The 25209-nt window shown below is 59.7% G+C and carries 25 protein-coding genes and 1 tRNA gene; 7 read left to right on the top strand and 19 right to left on the bottom strand.

Annotated features, from left to right (window positions below; all coding sequences use genetic code 11):
• Positions 1-19: 19 nt before the first annotated feature.
• Positions 20-952, bottom strand: coding sequence for a 50S ribosomal protein L3 N(5)-glutamine methyltransferase (gene prmB / locus ABTW55_RS16620; protein ID WP_060422357.1), 933 nt, complete (start codon positions 950-952; stop codon positions 20-22).
• A 170-nt stretch (positions 953-1122) separates the two neighbouring features.
• On the opposite strand from prmB, the gene smrB reads away from it, so the two are divergent.
• Entirely contained in the window at positions 1123-1653 is a 531-nt protein-coding gene (gene smrB / locus ABTW55_RS16615) for an endonuclease SmrB (protein ID WP_004936226.1), read from the top strand.
• A 67-nt stretch (positions 1654-1720) separates the two neighbouring features.
• On the opposite strand, the gene sixA is transcribed toward smrB, so the two are convergent.
• The 4 genes from sixA to ABTW55_RS16595 all read right to left on the bottom strand — a co-directional run bounded on the left by sixA (position 1721) and on the right by ABTW55_RS16595 (position 6560).
• Positions 1721-2203, bottom strand: a complete 483-nt coding sequence (gene sixA / locus ABTW55_RS16610) for a phosphohistidine phosphatase SixA (RefSeq protein ID WP_004936230.1) — start codon at positions 2201-2203, stop codon at positions 1721-1723.
• 388 nt (positions 2204-2591) lie between these two features.
• Complete coding sequence (gene fadJ / locus ABTW55_RS16605) at positions 2592-4757, bottom strand: fatty acid oxidation complex subunit alpha FadJ (protein ID WP_060421983.1); 2166 nt, start codon at positions 4755-4757, stop codon at positions 2592-2594.
• Positions 4757-6067, bottom strand: coding sequence for an acetyl-CoA C-acyltransferase FadI (gene fadI, locus ABTW55_RS16600; RefSeq protein WP_041036112.1), 1311 nt, complete (start codon positions 6065-6067; stop codon positions 4757-4759). Before fadI ends, fadJ begins: the two co-directional genes overlap by 1 nt.
• Positions 6068-6263: 196 nt before the next feature.
• Positions 6264-6560 carry a YfcZ/YiiS family protein gene (locus tag ABTW55_RS16595; protein ID WP_072265018.1) on the bottom strand — a complete coding sequence of 99 codons (297 nt, stop codon included), beginning with the start codon at positions 6558-6560 and terminating at the stop codon, positions 6264-6266.
• Positions 6561-6965: 405 nt separating this feature from the next.
• On the opposite strand from ABTW55_RS16595, the gene fadL reads away from it, so the two are divergent.
• Positions 6966-8288: a long-chain fatty acid transporter FadL gene (gene fadL, locus ABTW55_RS16590; protein WP_033648086.1), complete on the top strand. Its 1323-nt coding sequence runs from the start codon at positions 6966-6968 to the stop codon at positions 8286-8288.
• A 117-nt stretch (positions 8289-8405) separates the two neighbouring features.
• Here the strand turns inward: fadL and mlaA are convergent, their stop codons facing one another.
• From mlaA to ccmA, 10 genes are all read right to left on the bottom strand, one after another.
• Complete coding sequence (mlaA, locus tag ABTW55_RS16585; protein WP_033635394.1) at positions 8406-9164, bottom strand: phospholipid-binding lipoprotein MlaA; 759 nt, start codon at positions 9162-9164, stop codon at positions 8406-8408.
• Positions 9165-9192: 28 nt separating this feature from the next.
• Positions 9193-10407, bottom strand: coding sequence for a c-type cytochrome biogenesis protein CcmI (gene ccmI / locus ABTW55_RS16580; RefSeq protein ID WP_060421985.1), 1215 nt, complete (start codon positions 10405-10407; stop codon positions 9193-9195).
• Positions 10407-10874 (bottom strand): cytochrome c-type biogenesis protein, encoded by a 468-nt coding sequence (locus ABTW55_RS16575; RefSeq protein ID WP_033648088.1) that lies wholly within the window; start codon positions 10872-10874, stop codon positions 10407-10409. Before ABTW55_RS16575 ends, ccmI begins: the two co-directional genes overlap by 1 nt.
• Positions 10871-11422: a DsbE family thiol:disulfide interchange protein gene (locus tag ABTW55_RS16570; RefSeq protein ID WP_015378623.1), complete on the bottom strand. Its 552-nt coding sequence runs from the start codon at positions 11420-11422 to the stop codon at positions 10871-10873. Before ABTW55_RS16570 ends, ABTW55_RS16575 begins: the two co-directional genes overlap by 4 nt.
• Complete coding sequence (locus ABTW55_RS16565; protein WP_033653725.1) at positions 11419-13389, bottom strand: heme lyase CcmF/NrfE family subunit; 1971 nt, start codon at positions 13387-13389, stop codon at positions 11419-11421. The genes ABTW55_RS16570 and ABTW55_RS16565 overlap by 4 nt, the downstream gene beginning before the upstream one ends.
• Complete coding sequence (gene ccmE, locus ABTW55_RS16560) at positions 13386-13880, bottom strand: cytochrome c maturation protein CcmE (RefSeq protein ID WP_004936264.1); 495 nt, start codon at positions 13878-13880, stop codon at positions 13386-13388. The genes ABTW55_RS16565 and ccmE overlap by 4 nt, the downstream gene beginning before the upstream one ends.
• The gene (ccmD, locus tag ABTW55_RS16555; protein WP_004936267.1) at positions 13877-14113 is read right to left on the bottom strand and encodes a heme exporter protein CcmD; all 237 of its coding nucleotides are present in this window, start codon (positions 14111-14113) and stop codon (positions 13877-13879) included. The genes ccmE and ccmD overlap by 4 nt, the downstream gene beginning before the upstream one ends.
• 2 nt (positions 14114-14115) lie before the next feature.
• Positions 14116-14847 (bottom strand): heme ABC transporter permease, encoded by a 732-nt coding sequence (locus tag ABTW55_RS16550; RefSeq protein WP_060421988.1) that lies wholly within the window; start codon positions 14845-14847, stop codon positions 14116-14118.
• A gap of 119 nt (positions 14848-14966) precedes the next feature.
• Entirely contained in the window at positions 14967-15626 is a 660-nt protein-coding gene (gene ccmB / locus ABTW55_RS16545; RefSeq protein ID WP_025303731.1) for a heme exporter protein CcmB, read from the bottom strand.
• The gene (gene ccmA / locus ABTW55_RS16540) at positions 15626-16258 is read right to left on the bottom strand and encodes a cytochrome c biogenesis heme-transporting ATPase CcmA (protein ID WP_033653721.1); all 633 of its coding nucleotides are present in this window, start codon (positions 16256-16258) and stop codon (positions 15626-15628) included. Before ccmA ends, ccmB begins: the two co-directional genes overlap by 1 nt.
• A gap of 220 nt (positions 16259-16478) precedes the next feature.
• On the opposite strand from ccmA, the gene ABTW55_RS16535 reads away from it, so the two are divergent.
• Both ABTW55_RS16535 and ABTW55_RS16530 read left to right on the top strand, forming a co-directional pair.
• Positions 16479-17405, top strand: coding sequence for a formate/nitrite transporter family protein (locus ABTW55_RS16535; RefSeq protein ID WP_033648092.1), 927 nt, complete (start codon positions 16479-16481; stop codon positions 17403-17405).
• A 129-nt stretch (positions 17406-17534) separates the two neighbouring features.
• Positions 17535-17609, top strand: a tRNA-Arg gene (locus ABTW55_RS16530).
• A 94-nt stretch (positions 17610-17703) separates the two neighbouring features.
• Here the strand turns inward: ABTW55_RS16530 and ABTW55_RS16525 are convergent.
• From ABTW55_RS16525 to ABTW55_RS16510, 4 genes are all read right to left on the bottom strand, one after another.
• Entirely contained in the window at positions 17704-18978 is a 1275-nt protein-coding gene (locus ABTW55_RS16525; RefSeq protein ID WP_230199924.1) for a lactonase family protein, read from the bottom strand.
• A 20-nt stretch (positions 18979-18998) separates the two neighbouring features.
• Entirely contained in the window at positions 18999-19799 is an 801-nt protein-coding gene (locus ABTW55_RS16520; protein ID WP_060421994.1) for a helix-turn-helix domain-containing protein, read from the bottom strand.
• A 702-nt stretch (positions 19800-20501) separates the two neighbouring features.
• The gene (locus ABTW55_RS16515) at positions 20502-20723 is read right to left on the bottom strand and encodes a hypothetical protein (RefSeq protein WP_004936288.1); all 222 of its coding nucleotides are present in this window, start codon (positions 20721-20723) and stop codon (positions 20502-20504) included.
• 1 nt (position 20724) lies between these two features.
• A complete protein-coding gene (locus ABTW55_RS16510; RefSeq protein ID WP_060421996.1) occupies positions 20725-21696 on the bottom strand; it encodes a hypothetical protein in 972 nt (323 codons plus the stop codon).
• A gap of 227 nt (positions 21697-21923) precedes the next feature.
• Between ABTW55_RS16510 and ABTW55_RS16505 the strand changes: the two genes are divergently transcribed.
• From ABTW55_RS16505 to dsdC, 3 genes are all read left to right on the top strand, one after another.
• A complete protein-coding gene (locus ABTW55_RS16505; RefSeq protein ID WP_060421999.1) occupies positions 21924-23420 on the top strand; it encodes a helix-turn-helix transcriptional regulator in 1497 nt (498 codons plus the stop codon).
• Between the two features lie 134 nt (positions 23421-23554).
• Positions 23555-23806, top strand: a complete 252-nt coding sequence (locus tag ABTW55_RS16500; protein ID WP_033648096.1) for a CsbD family protein — start codon at positions 23555-23557, stop codon at positions 23804-23806.
• A gap of 469 nt (positions 23807-24275) precedes the next feature.
• Positions 24276-25205: a DNA-binding transcriptional regulator DsdC gene (gene dsdC / locus ABTW55_RS16495; RefSeq protein WP_039564894.1), complete on the top strand. Its 930-nt coding sequence runs from the start codon at positions 24276-24278 to the stop codon at positions 25203-25205.
• Positions 25206-25209: the final 4 nt, after the last annotated feature.

Raw genomic sequence — 25209 nt, 5'->3', positions numbered from 1 at the left:
CGGGCCTTGAAAATGCGGCTTAGCTGCGATAGAGGCTGAAGTGTTCCTTGCAATCCACCAGTTGCTGTTTGGTCAGCATGAACACGCCGTCGCCGCCGTTTTCGAACTCCAGCCAGGTGAACGGAATATCCGGATATTGTTCCATCAGGTGTACCATGCTGTTGCCCACTTCACAAATCAGCACGCCGTCGTCGGTCAGGTAGTCCGGCGCGCAGGCCAGGATGCGGCGCACCAGCTTCAGGCCGTCGCTGCCCGCCGCCAGGCCCAGCTCCGGCTCAAAGCGGAACTCCTGCGGCAGATCGGACATGTCTTCCGCATCGACGTACGGCGGGTTGGTGACGATCAGATCATACTGGATCGCGGGAACGTCGCGGAACAGATCGGAACGGATCGGGATCACCTGGTGTTCGACGCCGTACGCCTGAATGTTGCGCTCGGTCACCGCCAGCACCTCGCTGGAGATGTCCACCGCGTCCACTTCCGCTTCCGGGAAAGCGTAGCCGCAGGCGATGGCGATACAGCCGCTGCCGGTGCACATGTCGAGGATATGGCGCGGCGGGTGCGGGATCAGCGCGCTGAAGCGATCGTTGATCAGCTCGCCGATCGGCGAACGCGGCACCAGCACGCGCTCGTCGACGTAGAATTCCATGCCGCAGAACCAGGCCTTGTTGGTCAGGTAGGCGACCGGGATGCGCTCGTTGACGCGGCGGATCACGCGCTCAACGATGCGATGGCGCTCGCTGGAGGTCAGACGGGCGGTGTGCATGTCCTCCGGAATGTCCAACGGCAGGAACAGGCTTGGCAGCACCAATTGCACCGCTTCGTCCCACGGATTATCGGTTCCGTGACCATAATAGATATTGGCGGCGTTGAAGCGGCTTACCGTCCAGCGCAGCATATCTTGAATGGTGTGCAGTTCGTTCACTGCTTCGTCGACGAAAATTTTGTCCAATTTGCCCTCCGGCAGGCGCTGTGTTTCATGATTTAGCCGCATAGTTTGCCATGAAGCCCGCGACAAATCACGCTTGCCCCTCGCGCTTTTCACTCTGGCCCGAGTTTTGCGTCGACAGCGCTCATTCACAAGGTAAACTAGCGAAATAAACGATTTCCGGTGAATGAAGCATGAAGAACAAGCCCCCTCTGAGCAAAGACGAACAACAGCTCTTCAGAGAGTCGGTGGCGGGCGCGAAAAAGCTGCGCCAGGACACCATCGTCCACCGCCCGCCGAAACCCAAGGTCAAACAGATTGCCCCGCAGCGGCTGCTGCAGGAGCAGGTCGATGCCAGCTATTATTTTTCAGATGAATACCAGCCGCAGCTGGAAGAAGAAGGCCCGACGCGCTACGTGCGCCCCGGCAGCAGCCCGTATGAGCTGAAGAAGCTGCGACGCGGCGATTACTCGCCGGAGCTGTTTCTCGATTTGCACGGCCTGACCCAGCTGCAGGCCAAGCAGGAGCTGGGGGCGCTGATCGCCGCCTGCAAACGCGAACACGTGCACTGCGCCTGCGTGATGCACGGGCACGGCAAGCACATTCTCAAACAGCAAACGCCGCTGTGGCTGGCGCAGCATCCCGACGTGCTGGCGTTTCATCAGGCGCCGAAGGAATGGGGCGGCAACGCCGCCATCCTGCTGTTGGTGGAGCTGGCCGAGTAGACCCGCAGAAACGACTCAGGGCGATGTCAGACATCGCCCTGAGTTTATTCCGCACCGCATCCGCGGTTCACACTTTGGCCATCACCTGCGACGGGCTGACCTGCCATTCAAACTTGCCGTAGCTGCCGTCCGCCGGCAGATCGACGTTGGCAATCGCCGAGGTCGCGAACATCGGCGGGCACTCGCCCGGGCACAGTTCGGCCACCAGATAGCCCACCAGCGGCAGGTGCGACACGATCAGCACCGAGCTCACCCCTTGCATCGCCAGCGCCTGCAGATAGCTGCCGACCTGTTCGGCGTTGCCGCCCGGCGTCAGCTCGGGCAACACTTCTTCGCCCTCCGGTAGCGTCAAGGCTTCACGCACCGTCGCCAGCGTCTGTTCGGCCCGCAGATAGGGGCTGACCAGCACGCGTTCAATATCCACAGACTTGGTGTTCAACCAGGCCGCCATCTGACGGGACTCGTCGCGGCCGCACAGGGTAAGGGGCCTTACCGCATCGCTGGCTGCCTCGAGCGCCGCCTCTCCGTGACGCATAATCAAAACTTGCATATTGCACCGCTGTTGTTGACAAAGTAACGCTATACAGAAACGCCGTGCGTGCTGTACCGCCGAGTTTTACAACCCAAAGCCAAAGCTTTAAAACGATAACGCGCCGTCTCTTTATGGCGGCCGGGCATTTTGCCTGAAAGTTTGCCTAAAGAAAACGCTGTTTTTTACAGCAATCCTCCCCGGGCAAACCTCGATTGCTCACAGAACAATCAATTCAACGGGTTAAATTTTAACCTTTCCGCCATGAGATTTATTGATGGCGGTCAAGCTAACTTACCGCTGCCGCAGCCTCGCTGTACAGCCTCACCGGCTGACGCTGTCGCAAGGAGTGATGGCGATCACAACGCGGCCCTGTTGCAACTATAGTGCAAATCGGGCCGCCCTGCGTTCAGCTCCCCAGCGGGTAAAAGCGCTCGCCCTGCTGCGCCATGCGCTGCAGGCGTTCGCACGGGGCGAAATGCTCGCCGTGCTGCTGACGCAGGTAGTCCAGCGTCTTCACCACTTTCTCGGCGCCAAGCTCGTCCATATAGCGGAACGGGCCGCCGAGGAACGGCGGGAAGCCGATGCCGAACACCGCGCCGATGTCGCCATCGCGCGCGCTGCGGATCACGCCTTCGTCCAGGCAGCGCGCCGCTTCGTTCAGCATCATCATCACGCAGCGCTGAGCGACGCTCGCCGGCAGCATGTGCGCCTTCGGCGTGACGCCGAGCAGCGTATACAATGAGGTATCCGCACGTTTGCGCCGCTGCCGCTGCTGCCCTTCGCTCGGGTAGAGATAGAAGCCGCGGCCGTTCTTGCGCCCTTTGCGCCCGTCTTTCAGCACCGCATCGAACGCGGCAGGCGCGGCGAAGCGCGGCCCCAGCGCCTCGACCAGCACGGGAATGATCTTGGTGCCGACGTCGATGCCCACTTCATCCAGCAGGGTGATCGGGCCGACCGGGAAACCGAAGTCCACCAGCGCCTTGTCCAGCGACTCAATCGGCTCGCCTTCCAGCAGGCAGCGCGCCGCTTCGTTGATGTACGGTGCCAGGATGCGGTTGACATAAAAACCGGCGCTGTCGCCCACCACGATGGCGGTTTTGCCCTGCTTGTGCGCCAGCGCCACGGTGGTGGCGATGGTCTCTTCGCTGGTGCCGGCGTGCGGGATCACTTCCACCAGCGGCATCTTGTCCACCGGGCTGAAGTAGTGCAGGCCGATCACCTGCTGCGGCCGCTGGGCCTTTTCGGCGATGCGGCCGATAGGCAGCGAAGAAGTATTGGAGGCGAACACGGTATGCGGCGCGCAGTTGGCTTCTACCTCGGCCACCATCTGCTGCTTCAGCGCCAGATCTTCGAACACCGCCTCGACCACGATATCCACCTGTTCAAAGCCGGTGTAATCGGTAGAGCCGGAGATCAGCATCATCTGCTTTTGCCGTTCCGCCGGGCGCATGCGCTTGCGGCGCACCCGCTTGCCGAGCACGTCCCAGCTGTATTTCAGTGCATGGTTGATACCGGTTTCATTGATGTCTTTGATGCGAACCGGCAATCCGCCGCGGGTGGCGGTGACGCAGGCGATGCCGCCGCCCATCAGGCCGCCGCCGAGAATGCCGACGCGATGCAGGGCGTGCGGCTGGGCATTGCCGCCCCGCTCCTTTTTCAGCGCGGTGGAAGCGAAGAACAGGCTGCGCAGCGCCGCCGACTGCGGCGTCATCGCCAGCTCGCCAAAGGCGCGCGCTTCAGCCTCATAGCCGCTGGCGCTGCCGTGATCCAGCCCGGTACGCACCACCTGAATGATGCGCTCCGCCGCCGGGTAGTTGCCGTGGGTTTTCGCCAACGTTTTCTTGCGCACGATGCTGAACAGCAGACTTCTGCCCAGCGGGCCGTTGAGCAGGCGATCCTGCCACGGCAGCTCGCGCTGATGCTTCCAGCCCTGCTTCACCCGCTCGATGGCGGTCTGCAACAGAATCGACTGCGGCACGGCGTCGTCCACCAACCCCATGCGCAGCGCCTGGCGGGCGCGAATGTGCTTGCCGGTCAGGATCATGTCCAGCGCCTTGGCGGCGCCGACCAGGCGCGGCAGGCGCTGCGTGCCGCCGGAGCCCGGCAGCAGGCCCAGCTGCACTTCCGGCAGCCCGAGCGCGGTTTTGTCATCCAGCGAACAGACGCGGCCATGGCAGGCCAGCGCCAGCTCCAGGCCGCCGCCCAGGCAGGCGCCGTGAATGGCCGCCACTACCGGCACCGGGAACGCGGCGATCTGCGCCAGCGTGCTCTGCCCTTTCCTGGCCAGCGTTTCCGCCTCTTTGGCGCTGGTGCAAGCGGCAATCATAGTGATGTCGGCGCCGGCGATAAACGAGTCCGGCTTGCCGGAAACGATCACCAGCCCTTCCAGCGCGGTATGCTGCTGCGCCCGGATCAGCACGTCGTTGACCTGTTCGACGAACTCGGCCTTGAGCGTGTTCACCTTGTCGCCCGGCACGTCGATGGTGATCACGCCGATGTTGTCGGGGCGAATCGTCAGCTGAAAGGCCGACGGTTTGGCGCGCTGTTCATGCAATGCGTTTTCGAAGCTCATCATTCCACCTCCACGATCATCGCGGCCCCTAACCCGCCGGCGGCGCAGGCGGTGGTCAGGCCCAGCCCGCCGCCGCGGCGTTTCAGCTCATGCAGCGTCTGGGTGATCATGCGCGCGCCGGTGGCGGCGAACGGGTGGCCATAGGCGATGGAACCGCCCAAGACGTTGAATTTGTCCATGTCCACCTCGCCGATCGCCTGGCTGCGGCCAAGCTTCTCGCGGGCGAACTCTTCGCTGGCGAACATCTTCAGGTTGGCCAGCGTTTGCGCAGCGAAGGCTTCATGCATGTCGATGAGCGTCAGATCGGCCAGACCGATGCCGGCGCGATCCAGCGCCAGCGGCGTAGCGTAGGAAGGCCCCAGCAGCATGTCTTCCCACACGTCGATGGCGGCGAAGGCGAAGCTGCGCAAATAGCCCAGCGGCTGCAGCCCCAGCTCTTTGGCACGCGACTCGCTCATCATCAGCACCGCCGCCGCGCCGTCGGTCAGCGGCGTGCTGTTGGCCGCGGTGACGCTGCCATGCTTGCGATCGAACGCCGGCTTCAGCTTGGCGTAGGAAGCCAGGCTGGAATCTTTACGGATGTTGTTGTCTTCAGAAAGCTGCGCGCGGTAAGGCGGCACATAGGCGGTCATCACCTCGTCGCGCAGCCACCCTTCCCGCCAGGCCTTGGCCGCCAGCTCGTGGGAACGGTGCGCCAGCGCATCCTGCGCTTCACGGGTGATGCCGTGGCTCTTCGCCATCTGCTCGGCGGTATCGCCCATGCGCAGGCCGGTGGAATACTCCGCCACCGCCGGCGGCACCGGCATCAGATCGCGAAATTTCAGCCGGCTGAACAGTTTGAGGCGCTGCGACAGCGTGCGCGCCTTGTTGACGTCCACCAGCGTGCGCGCCAGCGCCTTGCTGACGCCGATCGGCAAGACGGAAGAAGAATCCGCCCCGCCGGCGATGCCAACGCTGATGCTGCCGGCCATGATGCTCTCCGCCACGTTGGCGATCGCCTGGAAGCTGGTGGCGCAGGCGCGCGACACGCTGTAGGCGTCGGTATGGACGCTCATGCCGGTGCCGAGCACGATTTCACGCGCGATGTTCGGCGCCTCGGGCATTTGCACCACCTGGCCGAACACCAACTGTTCGATAAGCTGCGGATCGATGCCGCTGCGCGCCAACAGCTCGCTCACCGCCGTTTTCCCTAAATCCACCGCCGGAATGCCGTGATAGGCAGTCGCCTGTTTGGCAAAGGGGGTACGCAGTCCATTCACAATCGCAATGCGGTCACCATGACGGGTCACCAACGGCAGTGCCTTACTCATAAATGCTCCTGAAGAAAATAACGTCAGCGCAATGGGCAGAAAGAGGTCTGACCTGATGAGGTCATTGTTAACCAAACGGTTACATTTGGCAAACCGGCAGAGATCAAAACTGCGAGCAGGCGCACTTTCTATCGGGGGCGGTGTGGGGAAAGGCAATCCCCGGCACGCGGCAGGCGGCGCCGGGGTAAAACGGGGATTAACGCAGGCCGAGCTGGAAGATCAGGGTTTCCGCCTGGCAGGCGAAGGTAAAATCGGCCGCCAACTGCACGCCGCCGTCAACCGGTTTAATGCTACTGCTGATGTCACAAGGGTCGGATTCTACCGCGCGCGCCTTTTCGCTCAGGGCGGCCAGCATCGCCTCCGCATCTTGTTGATTGCTGAACACCTGGCTGTAGGACGCGGTGCAATCGGTGTTATCCATCACGGTGCCGACATCCACACAGCAACACGCGGCGGTTTCCTGGGCGCTGCATTTATTAATTGCATCTGACATGATTGGTTCTCCTCAAAGGCCTCGGTTATCAGCCCAAATTGCCGTTTTACTCACCGGCACAAAGCCACAAAATTCTGCAGGTATTTTACGCTTCCACGCCGGCAATCACTAGCACTTACTTTTAATGGGTGTTTTAAGTGATGGAAATCACAAATAAAAATGAGCGCCTGCTAAGAAATGGTAAGAATTTTGTTATTTACCGCTGACGTTTTGTTAAGCAGATCTCTTTTTTGATATCAGGTTGGAAATATTTCAAAAACAAACTTGCAACATTTTCACAGGTCAGACCTATACTTCAGCCACTGGTCTGATTTGTCTGAACGATAACGGACCCTACAATCCCGCGCTCCTTGTTACCTCGTGTAACAATAGTTTAAATAATAAACACATAATGAGGTTTTGGTCATGAGCCAGAAAAACCTATTGACTAAATCAGCTCTCGCAGCTGCAGTGGCAATTATCTCTTCAAACGTGTCTGCCGCAGGATTCCAGCTGAATGAGTTCTCATCAGCTGGTTTAGGACGTTCGTATTCTGGCGAAGGCGCCATGGCGGATACGGCGGCCTCCGCAAGCCGCAACCCGGCGTTGCTGATGATGTATACCCGCCCGGAACTTTCTTTCGGCGCGGTCTTCATCGACCCGGACGTTGACATTACCGGTCAATCCCCTTCCGGCGCCAGTTTGGATTCGAAAAACATCGCGCCGACCGCCTGGGTGCCGAACCTGCATTATGTTCACCCGATTAACGATCAGTTCGCCGTAGGCGGCTCGGTCACCAGCAACTACGGTCTGGCGACAGAATTCAACGACGGCTATACCGCCGGCGCTTACGGCGGCAAGACCGATCTGACCACCCTCAACCTGAACCTCAGCGGCGCATATCGTCTGAATCAACACTTCAGCTTCGGTCTGGGCTTCGATGCGGTGTACGCCAAAGCCAAACTGGAACGTTACGCCGGTGAACTGCCGAAGCTCATCGCCGGTTCAGGCCAATTACCGCCGCAGCTAGCCGGCCCTGTTTCGCAGATCCCGGCAGATACCCAGATTTCGCACCTGAAAGGCGACGAATGGGGCTTCGGTTGGAACGCCGGTATTCTGTACGAAGTGGATGAAAACAACCGTTACGGCCTCACCTACCGCTCTGAAGTGAAAATCGACTTCGACGGCGACTACAAGAGCAGCCTGCCTTCAGCCTTCAACCCGCTGCTGGCCTCTCAAGGTCTTCCGTGGGGCACCAACGGCAACACCATTCCGGGTTCTCTGAGCCTGCACCTGCCGGAAATGTGGGAGCTGTCCGGTTACAACAAAGTGGCGCCGCAGTGGGCCATCCACTACAGCCTGGCCTACACCAGTTGGAGCCAGTTCCAGGAGCTGAGAGCCACCGGCAACAACGGCCAAACGCTGTTCGAGAAGCATGAAGGCTTCAAAGACGCTTACCGCATCGCGCTGGGTACCACCTACTTCTACGACGACAACTGGACCTTCCGTACCGGTATCGCCTTCGATGACAGCCCAGTGCCGGCACAGAACCGTTCGATTTCCATTCCGGATCAGGATCGCTTCTGGCTGAGTGCCGGTACCACCTATGCGTTCAACAAAGACGCGTCGGTCGACGTCGGCGTTTCCTACATGCACGGCCAGAAAGTCACCATCAAAGAAGGCCCTTACACCTTCAACTCTGAAGGTAAAGCCTGGCTGTACGGCGCCAACTTCAACTACCGCTTCTAATCTCGCCTGAGATGGATGCCAAAGCGCCCCGCGGGGCGCTTTTTCTTTGCCTGCCGCGTGCCGCCGGCATAAAAAACCCGCCTGCCGGCGGGTTTTTCATTGGCGTGACGCCCGTGATTACTGCGAGTCGATCTCGTCCAGTTCGCCCTGAATCGCCTTGGCGTTCGGGTTCTCTTCCGGCTTGAGCGAGCCGCCGTTGGCGATGAAGTCGTGGCGCTGGAAGTAAGCTTCGCGCACCATGATGTAAGGATCGGAGGAGTTGCGCAGCAGGCCGTCGGAATCCAGCAGCTGGGCGCGGGTTTCGATCCCCTCGACCACCCATTTGCCCGCCGACATCCAGAAGGTAAGGTAGCTCAGCATCGGATACAGCGTATCCGCAAAGTCGCCGCCGTCTTCACGCAGGGTGAAGCTGCCGTAGCCCGGCAGCATCACGTACGGGCCGTAACCCACATCGTAATGCCCCAACGTGCTGCCGAAGCGGTTCGGCTCTTCGCGCGCCAGTTTCGGGTTGGCCATGCCGGCCACGTCGATCAGGCCGCCCATCCCGAGCAGGGTGTTCAGGAAGAAGCGGTTGAAGTGAATCATCCCGCGGTAAGGGTCGCCCTTGAGGAAGGCGTTGACCATGCTGGCCGGCTCTTCCAGGTTGGAGGTGAAGTTGCTGATGCCGTTACGCGCCGGCATCGGCACGTAGTCACGCCAGGCCACCGCGACCGGACGCAGGATATAGGGATCCAGGACGTTGTAGTTGAAGTCGAACATCGTCCGGTTGAATCCTTCCAGAGGATCGGAACGCCCTTGCGGATCGTTGTCTGGCGCGCTGGCACAGCCCACCAGTAATACCGTTGCGAATGCCACCCCAGTCAGGCGAAAGTTCATATTTTTCTCCATAAAAACACGTTCGGTCTTATTTTTCAGTGACCTGCTTGTTTATCTGAACGCTAACCTGCTCTTTACCGCTGAATGTCTGCAGCGAGCTTTCGCCGAACCAGTCCCCCGGCTGCGGCGTGGCCAATCCGTCCTGTGAGAGGCGCACACGCACCTGCACCTGATGCTGCGCCGAGAGCAGACGCTCGGGCATCATGGCGTTGCTGTCATCCAGAGAGAAAGACAGCGGAAAACGGCTCAGCGGCAATTGTTTTACCGCCACCGGCACCGGGCTGACGCCGTCAGTGACCGAAATGACCAGCGTCCCCTGCGGCGGCAAGGCTTTCGCCGCCTGCGGTGACAGCGAAACGGTCACATTCAGTTTAACATTTTCTCCGCCTGCCTGGGCTTTTGCTTGTGCAATGCTGCGCTTTATCACTTCCGCGCGCGGATCGTTGGCCGGCAGCAGTTGCAGCATCACCTGCCAGGCGCCGATCGCCTGCTTGAAATCGCCCTGTTCGAAGGCATTGAACGCCAACAGGCTCAGCACCCGCGGATCGCCGTGGTTTTCCGCGATCATGCGCCGCAGCAGTTGCGTCGCCTGCTTGTTATCCTCCGGATCGTTGGAGCGCGTCAAGACCTCGGCATAGCCGAGCCGCACTTCCAGACTATTCGGATCCAATTGATAAGCATGGGCAAACGCCTGCGTGGCGGTGGTGGCGTTGTTCAACGCCATGCCGACGCGCCCCAGCATCATCCAGTCGTTGATGTTGCGATCGTCCTGCTGCAGCGCGGTGCGCAGCCCCAGCCCGAGGCGGGCGATCTCTTCCATGCTCAGCGGTTTGGCGCGCTCATTGGCAACGCGCTCGCGCAATTCCGGCATTTGCGCCTGCACCAGACGCCAGTCCAGCACCTGCGCCAATCCGCCGGTTTTCAGATAAAAGCCAACGGTCACCGCCAGCAATAACAGCACGCCCGGCACCAGCGCCCAACGATTGATCGGTTTCGCCTGCGCCGCTTGCTCGGCCGGGATGTCGTTCAACAGGTTCTGTTGCAGCTCTTTCACCAGCTCCGGGCGCTCGGCCACCACGCCCTGCTGCTCGTCCTGCTCCAACTCGCTGAGACGATCCTGATAAAAAGCCTTGTTCAACGCATCGCGCGTGGCGGCGCTCTGCTTGCCGTGGCGCATTGCCGGCACCACCAGCAACGCGGCGGCGCCGGCCAGCAACACGCAAATAATCAGCCAAAAAGCCATTAGGGTTTCTTCCTGTCAGTCTCTTGCAACAGCGCAGCCAGGCGCTGCCGTTCCCGTTCGGAGAATGCATCGTCCACCGCCGCGTCGGGCCGGCGCCGGGCGCGCAGGATCACCACCGCCCCGCCGATCAGCACGAACAGCAGCGGGCCGATCCACAAGATCAGCGTCGCCGGCGTCACCGGCGGCTCGTAGGTGACGAAATTGCCGTAGCGCGCCACCATGTAATCGATGATCTGCTGCTTGCTTTGCCCCTGCATCATCAGCTCGTACACCTTGGTGCGCATGTCGGCGGCGATAATGGCGTTGGAATCGGCAATGCTGTTGTTTTGACATTTCGGGCAGCGCAGCTGTTCGGTCAACTCGCGATACTGCTGCTCCTGCTCGACGGAGTTGAAGCGATAGGTATCGATCGCCGCGGCGGCGCTCCAGCTCAGCAGCGCGGCGCACAGCAGGACAATCAGCCTCATGCCTCACCTCCGTACTTTTTATACAGCGGCAGCACTTCCTGCTGCCAGACGCGCTCGTTCATATCGCCGGCGTGGCGATAGCGAATAATCCCCTGGCCGTCGATGAGAAAGGTCTCCGGCGCGCCGTAGACCCCGAGATCCAACCCCAGCATGCCGTCGCCGTCGTACAGGCTGAGGGCATAGGGATTGCCGAGGGAATTCAGCCAGGTCACCGCCTTGGCGCGATCGTCTTTATAGTTCAGGCCGACCACCCGCACGCCGCGCGCCGCCAGCGTGTTGAGATACTGGTGTTCCGCGCGGCAGGTCGGGCACCAGGTGGCCCAGACGTTGAGCAATATCGGCTTGCCGTCGCGCAGCACCGCCTGATCGTAGGTTTTGCCGGGCTGATCCAGCGATTCCAGCCTGAAGGTCGGCACCGGTTTGCCGATCAGCGCCGATTCCAGCATGGTCGGATCTTCGCCGCCGGCGTTGCGCGTCAGCTGCACCATCAGCGCCGCCACCAGCAGCAGGAAGAGGACCAACGGGATAAACAGCAGCTTGCGCTTCATGGTTGCGCCTCCAGCTTGCCTTCGCGCTTGAGTTTTTTGCTCATGCGGTAACGCGGGTCGAGGATGCACAGCAGGCCGCCGATCGCCATAAAGACGCCGCCGAACCAGATCCAGCGCACGAAGGGTTTGTAATACAGGCGCACCGCCCAGGAGCCATCCTCCAGCTCCTCGCCCAGCGCCGCATACAGATCGCGGCTGAAACCGCCGTCGATCGCCGCCTCGGTCATCATACTGCGCGCCACACTGTAATAGCGTTTCTCCGCGCGCAGCGTCGCCTCCGGCTTGCCGTTGCGCGTGACGTCGATGATGCCGACGCCGCCGCTGTAGTTCGGGCCGCGAATGTCGTGCACGTCGCGGAACACGAAGTGATAGTTGTGGATATCCACGCTGTCGCCGGCCTTCATCCGCACGTCGCGCTCCACGCTGTAGTTCTGGCTGAAGGCGATGCCGATCACCGTCACCGCCACGCCGAGGTGGCCGAGCACCATGCCCCAGTGGCTGCGGGACAGCTGGCGCAGGCCGCGCCAGAAACCGTGACGGTGGGTGGCACGCTCATGCAGTTCCATCAGCGTCAGGATGATCACCCACAGCGCCATGATCAGGCCCACCACCGTCATGCCGGCGATGCTGTCCTGTAGCAGCCACGGCAGCAGAATCGACAGCGCCAGCGTCGCCAACAGCGCCACGCCGAGGCGGCGCCACAGCTTGCTCGGCTCATCGCGGCGCCAACGCACTAGCGGGCCGATGCCCAACAGCAGCGCCAACGGCGCCATCAGCCAGGTGAACATGGTGTTGAAGAACGGCTCGCCGATCGAGATGCTGCCCAGCCCCAGCTGTTTGTGCACCAGCGGCAGCAGCGTGCCCAACAGCACCACCAGCATGGCGGCGATCAGCAGCACGTTGTTGCCCAGCAGGAAGGTCTCGCGCGAGAAGGTCTCGTGCTGCACCCGGCTGCGCACCTGGCCGCCCTTGACCGCGTACAGCAGCAGCGAACCACCGATCACGATCACCAGATAGGCGAGGATAAACATGCCGCGCGCCGGATCGGAGGCGAAGGAGTGCACCGAGACCAGCACGCCGGAACGCACCAGGAAGGTGCCCAGCAGGCACAGCGAAAAGGCGGTGATCGCCAGCAGCACCGTCCAGGCTTTGAACGTGCCGCGTTTTTCGGTCACCGCCAGCGAATGCATCAGCGCAGTGCCGGCCAACCACGGCATAAAGGAGGCGTTCTCCACCGGATCCCAGAACCACCAGCCGCCCCAGCCCAGCTCATAGTAGGCCCAGGCCGATCCGAGCACGATGCCCAGCGTGAGGAACACCCAGGCGGCGGTGGTCCACGGGCGCGACCAGCGCGCCCAGGCGGTGTCGAGCCGGCCGGCCATCAGCGAGGCGATGGCGAACGCGAAGGCGACCGAGAAGCCGACATAACCCATATACAGCAGCGGCGGGTGGAAGATCAGGCCGATATCCTGCAGCAGCGGGTTGAGATCGCTGCCGTCGATCGGGAAATTCGGCAGCGTGCGGGTGAACGGATTGGAGGTCATGATGATGAACAGCAGGAAACCGGCGGTGATCATCCCCATCACCGACAGCACCCGCGCCACCGCATCCTGCGGCATCGCCCGGCTGCACAACGCCACCGCCAGCGACCAGCAGCTCAGCAGCAGCACCCACAGCAGCAGCGAACCTTCATGCGCCCCCCAGGTGGCGGCGATGCGGTAATACACCGGCAGTTGGGTATTGGAGTTGGTGGCCACGTAGGCGACGGTAAAATCGTTGACCACGAAGGCGTGCACCAGGCACAGGAACGCCAGCGCAATCGCGGCGAACATGCCGTAGGTCAGCGGCCGGGCCACCGCCATCATGCGGCTGTCCTGCCGCGCCGCGCCCCACTGCGGGTAAATGCTCAGCAGCAGCGCGATCGCCAGCGCCAGGCACAGCAGAAAACTGCCCAGTTCCGGCATCATGACTTGGCGCCCTCCGCCTGCGGCGCGTTATACGCTTCCGCCGGGCCTTTGTGGTTCTCTTTCATCGCGTCGGCCACTTCCGGCGGGGTGTATTTCTCGTCGTGTTTGGCCAGCACTTCGCGCGCATTGACCACGTTGCCCTCACCCAGCACGCCCTGCGCCACCACGCCCTGCCCTTCGCGGAACAGGTCCGGCAGAATGCCGGTGTAGGTCACGCCGATCGCGCCGCGCGCGTCGTAAATCTTGAAGCTGACCTGCAGCGTATTGGGATCGCGTTTCACCGAGCCCGGCATCACCATGCCGCCGATGCGCAGCCGCTGGCCGACCTCGGGCTTCTCATGATTCTCGCCCTTGCCCTGCAAAATTTCACCCGGGGTATAGAACAGATCGATATTGGAGCGCAGCGCGTACAGCATCAGGGTCGCGGTCAGCGCGATGCCGATCAGCACAACGATCGCCAGATAAAGGCGGCTTTTACGACGTGGATTCACAATGATTTCTCCCGCGGTGCGGCGGATTTTTGTTTTGATTGTTGCGCATGGCGAATGCGCCGCTCGCGCGCCTGACGGCGGCCGATCTCGGCGAGCAGCTGGCGCCGTTGCCAGACGGTGTGCGCCACCAGCCCCAACAGCGAAATCAGCGTGGCGGCGACCGCCAGCCAGACATAGAAGGCGTAACCGCCCATGGCGAAAAACGCCGACCAGGAATCGAATGCGGCATTCATGACTAACGCTCCTTATTCACCAGCCCGGCGACCCACGGGCGCTGGCGTTCCTGGAACAGGATCAGATTGCGCAGGCGCATCAGCGTCAGCGTGACGAACAGCAGCAGGTAGCCGAGGATCGCCCAGCGCAGCGGGGTGCGCATACTGGGCGCGATGGACTGCTGCATGTTGGTCGAGCCCTGATGCAGCGTATTCCACCATTCGACCGAGAAATGGATGATCGGGATATTCACCACGCCCACCAGCACCAGAATCCCGGCGGCGCGGCCCGCCAGGCGGCGGTCTTCGAAAGCGTTATACAGCGCGATGACGCCCATATAGAGGAACAGCAGCACCAGCTCGGAGGTCAGACGCGCATCCCACACCCACCAGGTGCCCCACATCGGCTTGCCCCAGGCGGAGCCGGTCACCAGCGCGATAAAGGTGAACACCGCGCCGATCGGCGCCATCGCCGCCACCACGGTATCGGACATTTTCATCTGCCACACCAGGCCGATAAACGCCGCCACCGCCATCGAGGCGTAGATGCCCATCGACCACATGGCCGCCGGCACGTGAATATAAATGATGCGGAAGCTGTCGCCCTGCTGATAATCCTTCGGCGCGAAACCAAAGCCCCATGCCCAGCCAAGCAGCAGGCAGGCCGCCGCCGCCAGCCCCAGCCAGGGGATAAAGCGGCCGCAGACGTGATACAGCCGTTCAGGCCGCGCCAGTTGATGTAACCATTTCCACATTGTCGTCAGTGCTCACGGTAATTTTTATGCGTCGGCCGCCCCGAGGGTTCGAAACGGCGAAAATCTTCTGCGGGGTACGCTCTTGTCGGCCTTGCCCGTCTGTTCATTCAATACGTTAGCTAGTGTACGCTCACTCGCAGCGCCGCCGCGGTGGCAAATGGCGCCAATGTCACGCTGCCCGCCAGCATCGCGCCGAGTATCGCCAGGTAACCGTCGATCGGCATGCCCATCGAAGCGGCGTCGATCGCCCCGGTGGCGAAGATCAGCACCGGAATATACAGCGGCAGCACCAGCAGGCTGAGCAGCACGCCCCCTTTGCGCAGGCCGACGGTCAACCCCACGCCGATAGCGCCGATCAGGCTCAGCGTCGGCGTGCCGAGCAGCAGCGTCCCCGCCACCGCCAGCCAGGTCTGCATATCGAGCGACAGCAGCAGCGCCACCAGCGGCGACAGGATCAGCAGCGGCAGACCCGTCACGACCCAGTGAGCACACACTTTGCCCAGCACCGTCATCGGCAGCGGCGTCGGCAGCAGCAACAGCTGCTCCAGCGAGCCATCGAGGAAATCATCGCGAAACAGCCGCTCCAGCGACAGCAGCGAAGCCAGCAGCGCCGCCACCCACACGATGCCCGGCGCAATGCGCGCCAGCAGCTGCGGCTCCGGGCCAATCCCCAACGGGAACAGCGTGATCACTATCAGGAAAAACCACAGCGGGTTGACGATCTCCGAGCCTTTACGGCAGGCGATCTTCAGTTCGCGGCGCACCAGGGTCAAAAACATCACAAACTCCCCGCGTCGTGTTCCGCCAAACGAACTTTGCCCACCGTTTGGCCGACGCCGGCCAAATCCTGATGGGTGGTCAACAATACCATGCCGCCCCGCTGCGCATGTTGTTCAAAAAGGCTAATCAACTCGGCCACGCCCTGTTTGTCGATCGCCGTCAGCGGTTCATCGAGGATCCACAGCGGCGCCGCGCTGAGCCACAGCCGCGCCAGCGCCACGCGCCGCTGCTGCCCGGCGGAAAGCTGCGCCACCGGCAGATCTTCGTAACCCACCAGCCCCACCTGCTCCAGCGCGCGCCAGATGGCCTGATGCTCGGCCGCGCCGCGCACCGCCTGATAAAACTGCAGATTTTCGAAGGGCGTCAATACGGCTTTGATGCCGGGCTGATGGCCGATAAACAGCAAATCTTGCTGGTAATTCGCGCGATCGCGCAGCGTGTTGCGCCCGCGCCAGCACACCTCGCCGCCGTCCGGCCGCGCCAGGCCGGCGAGAATGCGCAGTAAACTGGTCTTGCCCGCGCCGTTCGGCCCTTCTACCTGAATGATATCGCCCGGCTGAACTGAAAAGCTTAGCTCGCTAAACAGGATGCGCTCATCGCGCACGCAACTCAGACTTTTGGCTTCCAGCATCGGGGAACTCATATTTTTCTTTGGGATAGCGAATCATAGCATAAGCCTTTCCCCGCACGCAGCCCGCGGCGGGCGCGCCGACGGGCCAATATGGCGAGCAGGATCAAGAATGCGTGGAAAAAATCGGCGGATTTTAACTCTTGTTACCTTTTTCTGTATTTCGCCGCATTTAACTACGCTTAATGACGTGAACTCACCCTTATGAAGCAGGAGCGACAGCATGAACGAACAGCGACGCCAGGAGCACGAGCCGGATGAGACGATGCAGGTAGAGAGCAAAGAACAGGAACAGGGCAAGCGCGAAATCGAAGTCAGGGAAGAAAATCTGCCGTCGCGCGCGGCGGCGGTGCATGAACAGATCCGGATGGAAGGCGAAAAAGAGCTGGAGCGCGACTGGCTGGCATTGCTGTGGTCGGCGATCGCCGCCGGGCTGTCGATGGGTGCCTCGCTGGCGGCAAAGGGCATTTTCCACGCCCGCCTGCCGGACGATCCCAGCCGCTTTTTCATCGAGAACCTCGGCTACACCTTCGGTTTCATCATTGTCATCATGGCGCGCCAGCAGCTGTTTACCGAAAATACCGTCACGGCGGTATTGCCAATCATGCATAAACCCACGCCGCGCAACCTGCTGATCCTGCTGCGCCTGTGGGGCGTGGTGCTGCTCGGCAACCTGATCGGCACCGGGCTGGCGGCGCTGGCGTTTACCCATATGCCGCTGTTCGACGCCGAGACGCGCGGCGCCTTCATCAGCCTGGGCGAAGAGGTGATGCGCCATACGCCGGGAGAAATGTTCGCCAACGGCATCCTGGCCGGCTGGATCATCGCCACCATGGTGTGGATGTTCCCGGCCGCCGGCGCGGCGAAAATCTGGGTGATCGTGCTGATGACCTACCTGGTGGCGATTTGCGATCTGACCCATATCGTGGTCGGTTCGGTCGAGATCCTCTATCTGGCGTTCAACGGCGCGATTGAATGGCAAGAATTCATTTACCCGTTCGCCCTGCCGACGCTGGCGGGCAACATCATCGGCGGCACCTTTATCTTTGCGCTGATAAGCCACGCGCAGATCCGCAACGATTTGAGCGCCAAAAATCGGGCGGCGCGCCTGCAAGAGGAAAAACGGCGCCACGGCGGGGAAAAACCGTGATCGCCGTCGGTTAGCCGAGGAAATTTCGGCATGAACTGGCGAGGTATTGAGCAAACGCGCCGCTAAGCGCTTATTCTGCGGGTAAAAAAAGGTATAATGCCCCGGCAGCTTCGGTTGCCGGCCCGCAGCGTCCCCGTAGTTAAACGGATATAACAAGCCCCTCCTAAGGGCTAGTTACTGGTTCGATTCCAGTCGGGGACGCCATTCTTTCTTGTCCAGCCATTCCCCGTCATCTGCACCCGCAATCCGCCCTTTTCCCCCGTTCAGATTCGATTTCCCCCGAGCGTTATGATTGGCATTAATTAAAAAACTTAATATCCGTCGGAGTAGAAACCGTCGTTGCCTGCCCTCTGGCCTGCAACTCGCCCTTCTCATCATCGAAATCGAACAACATAACGGTATTGGTAAACACATTCGTCACATAGAGATGGTTACCGCCGGCATCGAAAGCGAGCGCACGCGGTTCAATGCCGCCGGCCTCATAGCGCGTTGGTGCGCCCGGCAGCCCATCCTCGCCAATTTTTAATACCAGCAGGTGGTTATCGGCACCGCGATTGGTGGCAATAAGATATCTGCCGCTCGGGCTGAGGATTATTGCCCCACCGCTTTTCGCCTCCGCTGAATCCTGCCCGCCGTGCAGTTTCACCTTCCCTTGCCGCGTCAATCGATGGTCGCTGACGGCAAACACCTCGATTTCACTCGCCATTTCAGTGATGACGTAGGCGTATTCGCCTTCTGGCGAGAACGCCATGTGCCGTGGGCCGGCGCCGGGTGCGAAGGCGACATCGCGCGAAGCATCCGCTTGCAAAGGCTGCGCGTTGTCCGAGCGATAGCGGTAGGCGCGCAGCTTGTCCCCGCCGAGATCCGCCGCGTACAGGTATTGGCCATCGCGGCTGAAGGTGGTGGAGTGCGCATGGCCCCCTTCCTGGCGCCCCTGCACGGCGCCGGAGCCGGGCGTGAACGGAAAATGCTGCACCCGTTCCCCCAGTTTGCCGTCGCCGCCAATCGGTAATACCGTCACCCCCGCGCCGCCTTTGGCGACGGAGTAGTTGGCGACAAACAGAAACTTGCCATCCGGGCTGAGGGTGGCATGCGTCGGCTGCCGGCCCGCGCTGCTCACCGTATTCAGCACCCGCACGGCGCCGTCTTTGTCTATCGCCAAGGCAGTGACCGTTCCCGCGTTCTCCTCATTGGTGGCATAGGCGAAACGGCCATCGCGAGATTTTACGATCCATGACGGGCTTTTCATTTTAATCACGTCGAGCAGCGTTAATGTGCCGTCGCCATTAACCGCCAGACGATAGAGGCCTTCACTGGGGTGCGCCGGTTTCTGCACCGCAGGCGCATCCGGAATATGGGTCCAGGTGCCGACTAACGCTATTTGCTGATGCTCCCGATTATTTGCCATCGCATTTCCTGAAAACATGAAAAGAGTTAATGCCAACGCGAATTGAATGGCCTGTCTGGCTAAACCGGCCACGCTCGCTCCGCCAGACACAGACAATGTCAAAGGTAGCATACGGCGCGCATAATGACGCTTATTCATCGAATCGGTGGATTTCTCTATACTCATGATGTTTCCTTTTCTCAACGCTACGCCACAGGAATAAGTATATCGACATTGACGACGCGACTGTGTAAATGCTCATGTCTATATAGTTCGATAAAAAAACTTTCTCTCACCTTGACATTGATAGCCGGCAGATAGGCGTCATAGATATCTGCAAAAAAATCAATGTACTCAGACAACTCACCCATAAAGGGGATGACAATATATTTCCCTCTGGGTATGTAGAAATTGAAGATAGAATGAAAAACCTCTTGCTCCTTACCGTTTGAATGCCATTTTCCCGCTCTGTTGTTTTCCGCACGATAAGCCTTCCCATGCTTGCTTAACCATTTCTCATTAGTCTGCGTAATGTCACCGGCATCTCTGTATTTCCTTATGGAGTGGAAGATCAATGCCTTGTACTGCTTTAACAGCTCGATATCATCCGGCATGACCGTGTGATAAAAATAGGGTTTCTTGTCAATGCCATACGGTGGGATCTGGGTGGAAAAATCCCATCCCCGGCTGTTCCTAAAGCTGTTGGGCGTTTCGCCAAAGAAACGTTTAAACGCCCGCGTGTAACATTGCTGAGAGGCAAAGCCCGATGCCAAGGCGACATCCAATATGTTCTCTTGATGTTGTTTAAGCAAGATTGCGGATCGGCTCAGCTTTCTGTTTCTGATATAAGTCCCTAACGTAATGCCAAAATAATGTTTAAACAGCCGCTGTAAATGCCATTTAGAGTAACCCGAGATAATAGACACTTTCTCAACGGAAAGTCCCTCTATAATATTCTTCTCCATATACTCTAACACCTGTAAAAGAATATCTTTTCGATAGTCCATGCGCGCTCCTTGCTTTTATAAAAATCGTGTCCTTTTCATTAAAATCGTTAACCAACCAAATCAAGTCATTAAGATTAATCCTAAAAAAATCACCCTGACAACGCCATTTTTACGGCATGGGAAAAGTCATCATATAAATAACTGAAAATGATCATGTTATATAAATACGCTTGCGAAAAACACGTGAATAAAAAATGCGCCACGCAAAGTGCATCCATTAAAGATGCATTTGCCCCGCCGTGGCAAATCACACTTTATGTTAATTGTTTTATCTTAAAGTGTTTTTTTCATCCCAATTGCATGACCAAATAGGAATTTCATCATTGCAAATTAAAATACATTTTATAATCAGGCTGACTGATAAAACTTATTGAGGCTAATAAATAAAAACATGAACAGCGTTTGAAAAGAAAATAGGGACAGGCTCATTTTCTGAACATCGGGCCAGAAAATTACAGATCGTAATAGGGAGCTTCTTTTATCTTTTTCCTGCGCTGAGAAGAACCGATGTTTTAACACATCTTGCTCGATGCCCTATTTTACCCTCCACGCCAATTGGGGCGCTACTTTGCCCACCGTGAACCGCCGGCCCTCCAACGTAAAAGCCTCATGCCGATTCGCACCGTGCGTTGTTGCCAAAATAGCCTGATTGCCCAGTAAAAAGCCCAGCCTATAAGGCCGGGCCTTTCATTAACGGCCTGATTAATCAGCCAGGTTGTCGATCTCTGCGGATCTGTGCTTGCGCAACAGATACAGCAGCAAAGATACCCGCCGCTCGGTGCGTTCCGGGGTATCCGGCGGCAGGTTGTAGCGCAGGGTGTAGCGCTCGTTATTCTCGTTGCAAAAATCGATGACGAGCACGGGAGCAGAGGCCCCCGCTACTTTTCGATAATTCAGCGAGATGCACGACAGGTTTTTTTTCATCTCAACTTACCGCGACAGTGCGGCGGGTTGATTCGGCAATCCGCCCCACGCCGGCGCTCAGCGCAGCGCCCAACAGCAGCATCAACAGCGAACCCCACGCGGCGCGCGACAGCTGTTTGGCCGCTTCGTCGGCCGCTTCACGCGCTTTCTGCTCGGCCTCAGCCTTGAGTTTTTCCACTTTCTGCACCGCCTGCTGGTAAGTCTGAGCATAGTTATCGACGATTTGGCTCGCTTCATCGCGGCTTTTGCCGGTGCGCGCCGCAACGATATTCACCAGCGCATCCTTGTCGGCGGCGCTCAACGTCGGCTCACCGGACTGCTTGACGCGGTCGAACCACTGCTTGAGCTCGGAGGCGGCCTGCGCCGGATCGGCAGCCGCGTCCATGGCCGATTGCTTGCCGTCGGCGGTCGCCCTATCGGCCTTCTGTTCCAACCGAGCCGGATCCAGTTCCGGCTTGCCGGTCTGCTTGAGCGTGGCGTTCAACTGGTTTTCCAGGCTTCCCCAGTCAAGGCTGATGCCCTTTTTATCCAGCTGTTGCTTGAGGCCTTCGCCCACGTTTGGCGCCGCCGCCGCCAGGCCGCTGCCCGCCAGCGAAAGCCCTTTGCCCACCGCGCTGCCCGCCAGCCCCACCACGCCACTCGCCAGTGAAACCACCAGCCAGGTGGTCAGCAAGGTGGTGATCGCCCAGCTCAGCAGGCCATGCAAGCCGCCGCGGTTCGGTGCGGTGCGGCCGGCGACGAACGCGCCTGCGGCCAGCGACGCCAGCGTTGAAACCAGCAGCCAGATCCCGGTGCCAGTGCCAAAGCCGCTCAGCGGGTTACCCTTTTGCATCATATCCACGGCCTGGGCGCCGATAGCCGTGCCCAGCACGCTGAAGATCAGATAAGTCACCAGCGCCACGGCACTCCCGGCCAATATCGAGCCCCATGACACCTGAAACGCAAAGCGATTTGATTCATAGACAGTGGTCATCGTTGTTCCTTATATTTTCTGGACAAGTGATTGCACGCACGGCGGATAACCGCGCAGACAGATGCAGTCTGCCGCGCGGCGTCGTCGGCCGTCCCGGTTCATTTGCGCCAGAATGACTAGTGCATTCACACCCTGCGAATACGCACGTTATGCACTAAGCTGCTCAGCGAGTAGCGTAACCCGCGGCCCCGGTCAGAGGCCGCTCCCTTCTGTCTAGCGGAGAACACATGAGCCAATCCGTCCTGGCCAGCGAAACCCACCGCGGCCACCTGCAGCAAATCATCTCCGGCTTGTCCGACGGCGTGATCCTGACGGATACCGATCGAACGCTGCTCTGGGCCAACGAGGCCGCGTTGGCCATGCATAGCGTGAGTCATCAGAAAGCTCTGGGGGCCAATGCCGGCGAGTACGCGGCGCGTTTTGCCCTGCGCTATCGCAACAATCATCCGCTGGCTTTGGAACAGTATCCGCTGAACCGGGTTGCCGATGGCGAGACCTTCACCGATGTGGTGGTGGAGGTTCGGCAGGCCGACGATCCGGACAGCTTCTGGGTGCACCGCCTGCGGAGCCTGATTATCACCGATGCGCAGGGGCAACCGGAGCTGCTGGCGCTGATCCTGAGCGACGCGACGGAGTGGGCCAGCGCCGAACAGCGCTTTGAAAAAACCTTCAACGCCAATCCGGCGCCGGCGGTCATTTGTCGGCTAAGCGACCTGCGCTACGTCAAGGTCAACCAGGGGTTCCTGGATATGACCGGTTACCAGCGTGAACAGGTCATGGGCCGTTCGGTTTATGAACTCGACGTTTTGGAACAGGCGGAGCACAAAGATCTGGCGATACAGCGCCTGGGGGAAGGCGCCACCATTCCGCAAATGGAGGCCGAGCTGAAACTGCCCGGTGGCGGAAGCAAGCTGGTGGTGGTTGCCGGCCAACCGCTGGACATCAATGAAGACGACTGCATGCTGTTCACTTTTACCGATCTCGAACCCCGGCGCCAGGCGGAATCGGCGCTGCGGGAAAGTGAAGAGCGGTTCGCCAAGGCATTTCGCCTGAGCCCGGTGCCGACGTTGCTGTGTACCGCGCACGAGCGGCGCGTGCTGGACGTCAACGAAGCCTTTACCCGCACCACCGAGTACGACGCCGAAGCCTTGATCGGCAAGACGATCGATGAGATCCCGTTTATTGACGATCCCGAGGCGAACCGCCGTTTGTTTGCCGCGCTGGAAAAAAGCGGCAACGTCGAAGGGCTGGACATCCGGGTGCGCAAGAAAGGGAGCGAGTCGATCGACTGCGTGGCCTCGGCGGATGCCGTCAGCATCCACAATGCGCCCTGCTACCTGCTGGTGCTCATGGACATTACCGAACGCAAACGCTCGGAGCTGGAGCTGGTCAGCGCCATCGAAGAAGTGATGCAGGACGCCTCCTGGTTCAGCCAAACCCTGATTGAAAAACTGGCCAACGTGAAAAGCATCAACCGGCCCGACCAGGCCGGATTGACCGCCAGCGATCTCACGCCGCGCGAGCGCGATGTGCTGGAATTGATTTGCGAGGGGCTGCCGGACAAGAAAATCGCGGCGCGTCTCAATCTGGCGCTCAACACCATTCGCAACCATGTCGCGACGGTCTATTCCAAACTTGGCGTGCACAGCCGCAGCGAAGCCATCGTCTGGGCCAGAGAACGCGGGCTGTTTACCGGCGGGCTGGCCGCCAGGAACGGAAAGTAGCCTGCAAATGCACTATCCGCACCGATGCAAACGCCCCTTATAGGCTCAAAGTGAAGTGCATAACATGGAGGTGCAAATGCAGGCTTTCGCCCTGTGCGGAAGCCAAACGGATCGAACCTTAGGAGCGCATCACAATGAACAGCGAAAAAGCCAATGGCATGATGGAAAAAGTGGCGGGCAAGGCGCAGGAAATGGCGGGCGACGTCACCGGAAACCCACGCTTGCAGGCCGAAGGCGCCACGCGCTATGCAGCGGGCGCGCTGCAAGAAAAATACGGCGACGCCCTGAGCTGCGCCGGCAGCATGATGAAGAAAAACCCCCTCGCCGCATTAGCCCTCATTGCCGGCGCTGGCCTGTTGACCGGCCTGCTGCTGCGCCGCCGTTGATACGCGCCGGCGAGCAAACCGCTTTTCCCTGAACGCCGCGCCCGATTAACGACAACCGGGCGCGGTGCTATCGGCCAACGGGCAATGCCGTGCGAGCATATGGCCTTTTCGATTTATTCATCCGTTACGCCGACAATGATGATTAACGGCTATTCAGCGGCATCGGGTTATTATGGCGAAACGGCGATATCCCTCATGGAATAGACGGCATTCTTTTTCATACCGTCGCACGCCGCCTTTACTCACTGCTTAACGACAGCCATTTTATTTTCCTCGCGTATTCCTGATTTTTATCGTCTTCTCAACCCAAACCCCTCGGCGGTTATTTACGGTCTTGGTGCAATAAATCGGCTTACCCTCAACATCATTAAAACCATCAGGTTAAAATTCGACTCCATTCGTCAACCTGGGTTTATCCTCCTCTCCATTAAATGTTAAGATCGCTGTATTGCGCGCACGGAGAAATAGCATGTTCCCCACTAAAAAACATTCACAGCGGGCCACCCCGCTGACCAGCTATCAATTTTCCCGGCTGCATACTTTCGAATGCGTCGCCCGTCATTTATCTTTTGCGCTGGCGGCGCAAGAATTGTCGATCACCCCCAGCGCCGTAAGCCACCGCATTAATTTGCTCGAAAAGGAGTTGGGTTTTCTGCTATTCCAGCGCTTTCATCGCAGAATTACCCTGACGCCGGAGGGCGAGCGCATGCAATGGGCGCTGGACAGCTCCTTCAACACGCTGAATCAGGAAATTCTGGACATCAAGAATCGCGAGCTGACGGGCACCCTGACCCTCTACTCGCATCCGTCTCTGGTGCAATGCCTGTTGCTGCCGCGCATCGGCGACTTTATCGCCCAGCACCCCACCATTCACCTCAACATTCTGACCGGGCAAGAGATCATCAACCTGGCCAACCGCGGCGTGGACTTGGCGATGTACTTCGGCAAACTGCCCTCGGGGCGGCATCTGGACGAGGCCTTTATGCAGGAATCGATGGTGCCGATCTGTACGCCGCAGTACGCCGCCGCACATAGCCTGTACGATGCGCCGGAAAATTTGGCCCACTGCACGCTGCTGCACGATCGCTACAACTCCGGCGAAGACGAGTGGCAAACCTGGTCGCAACACTTTGCGCTGGGGCTGGATACCGACAGCAAAAGCATGGAGTTCGACCGTTCCGATCTCGCGGTGCTGGCCGCCACGCGGCACCTTGGCGTCGCCATGGGGCGGCTCAATCTGGTGCAGGACTGGATCAAAAGCGGCGAGCTGATCATTCCGTTCACCGACATGACCGTGCCCTGCGAGCACTGCTATTTTACCTCGACCATCTCCGAGCGGCAGTGGCCGAAAATCCTCGCGTTTAAGCAGTGGATCATGAAAATCGCCCCTCTGGTCTGATGGC

The sequence above is a fragment of the Serratia sp. SM04 genome (assembly GCF_040280225.1).
Taxonomy (GTDB): domain Bacteria; phylum Pseudomonadota; class Gammaproteobacteria; order Enterobacterales; family Enterobacteriaceae; genus Serratia; species Serratia sarumanii.
The sequence above is the reverse complement of the archived record's forward strand: the minus strand, read 5'-3'. Positions and strand labels throughout refer to the sequence as shown.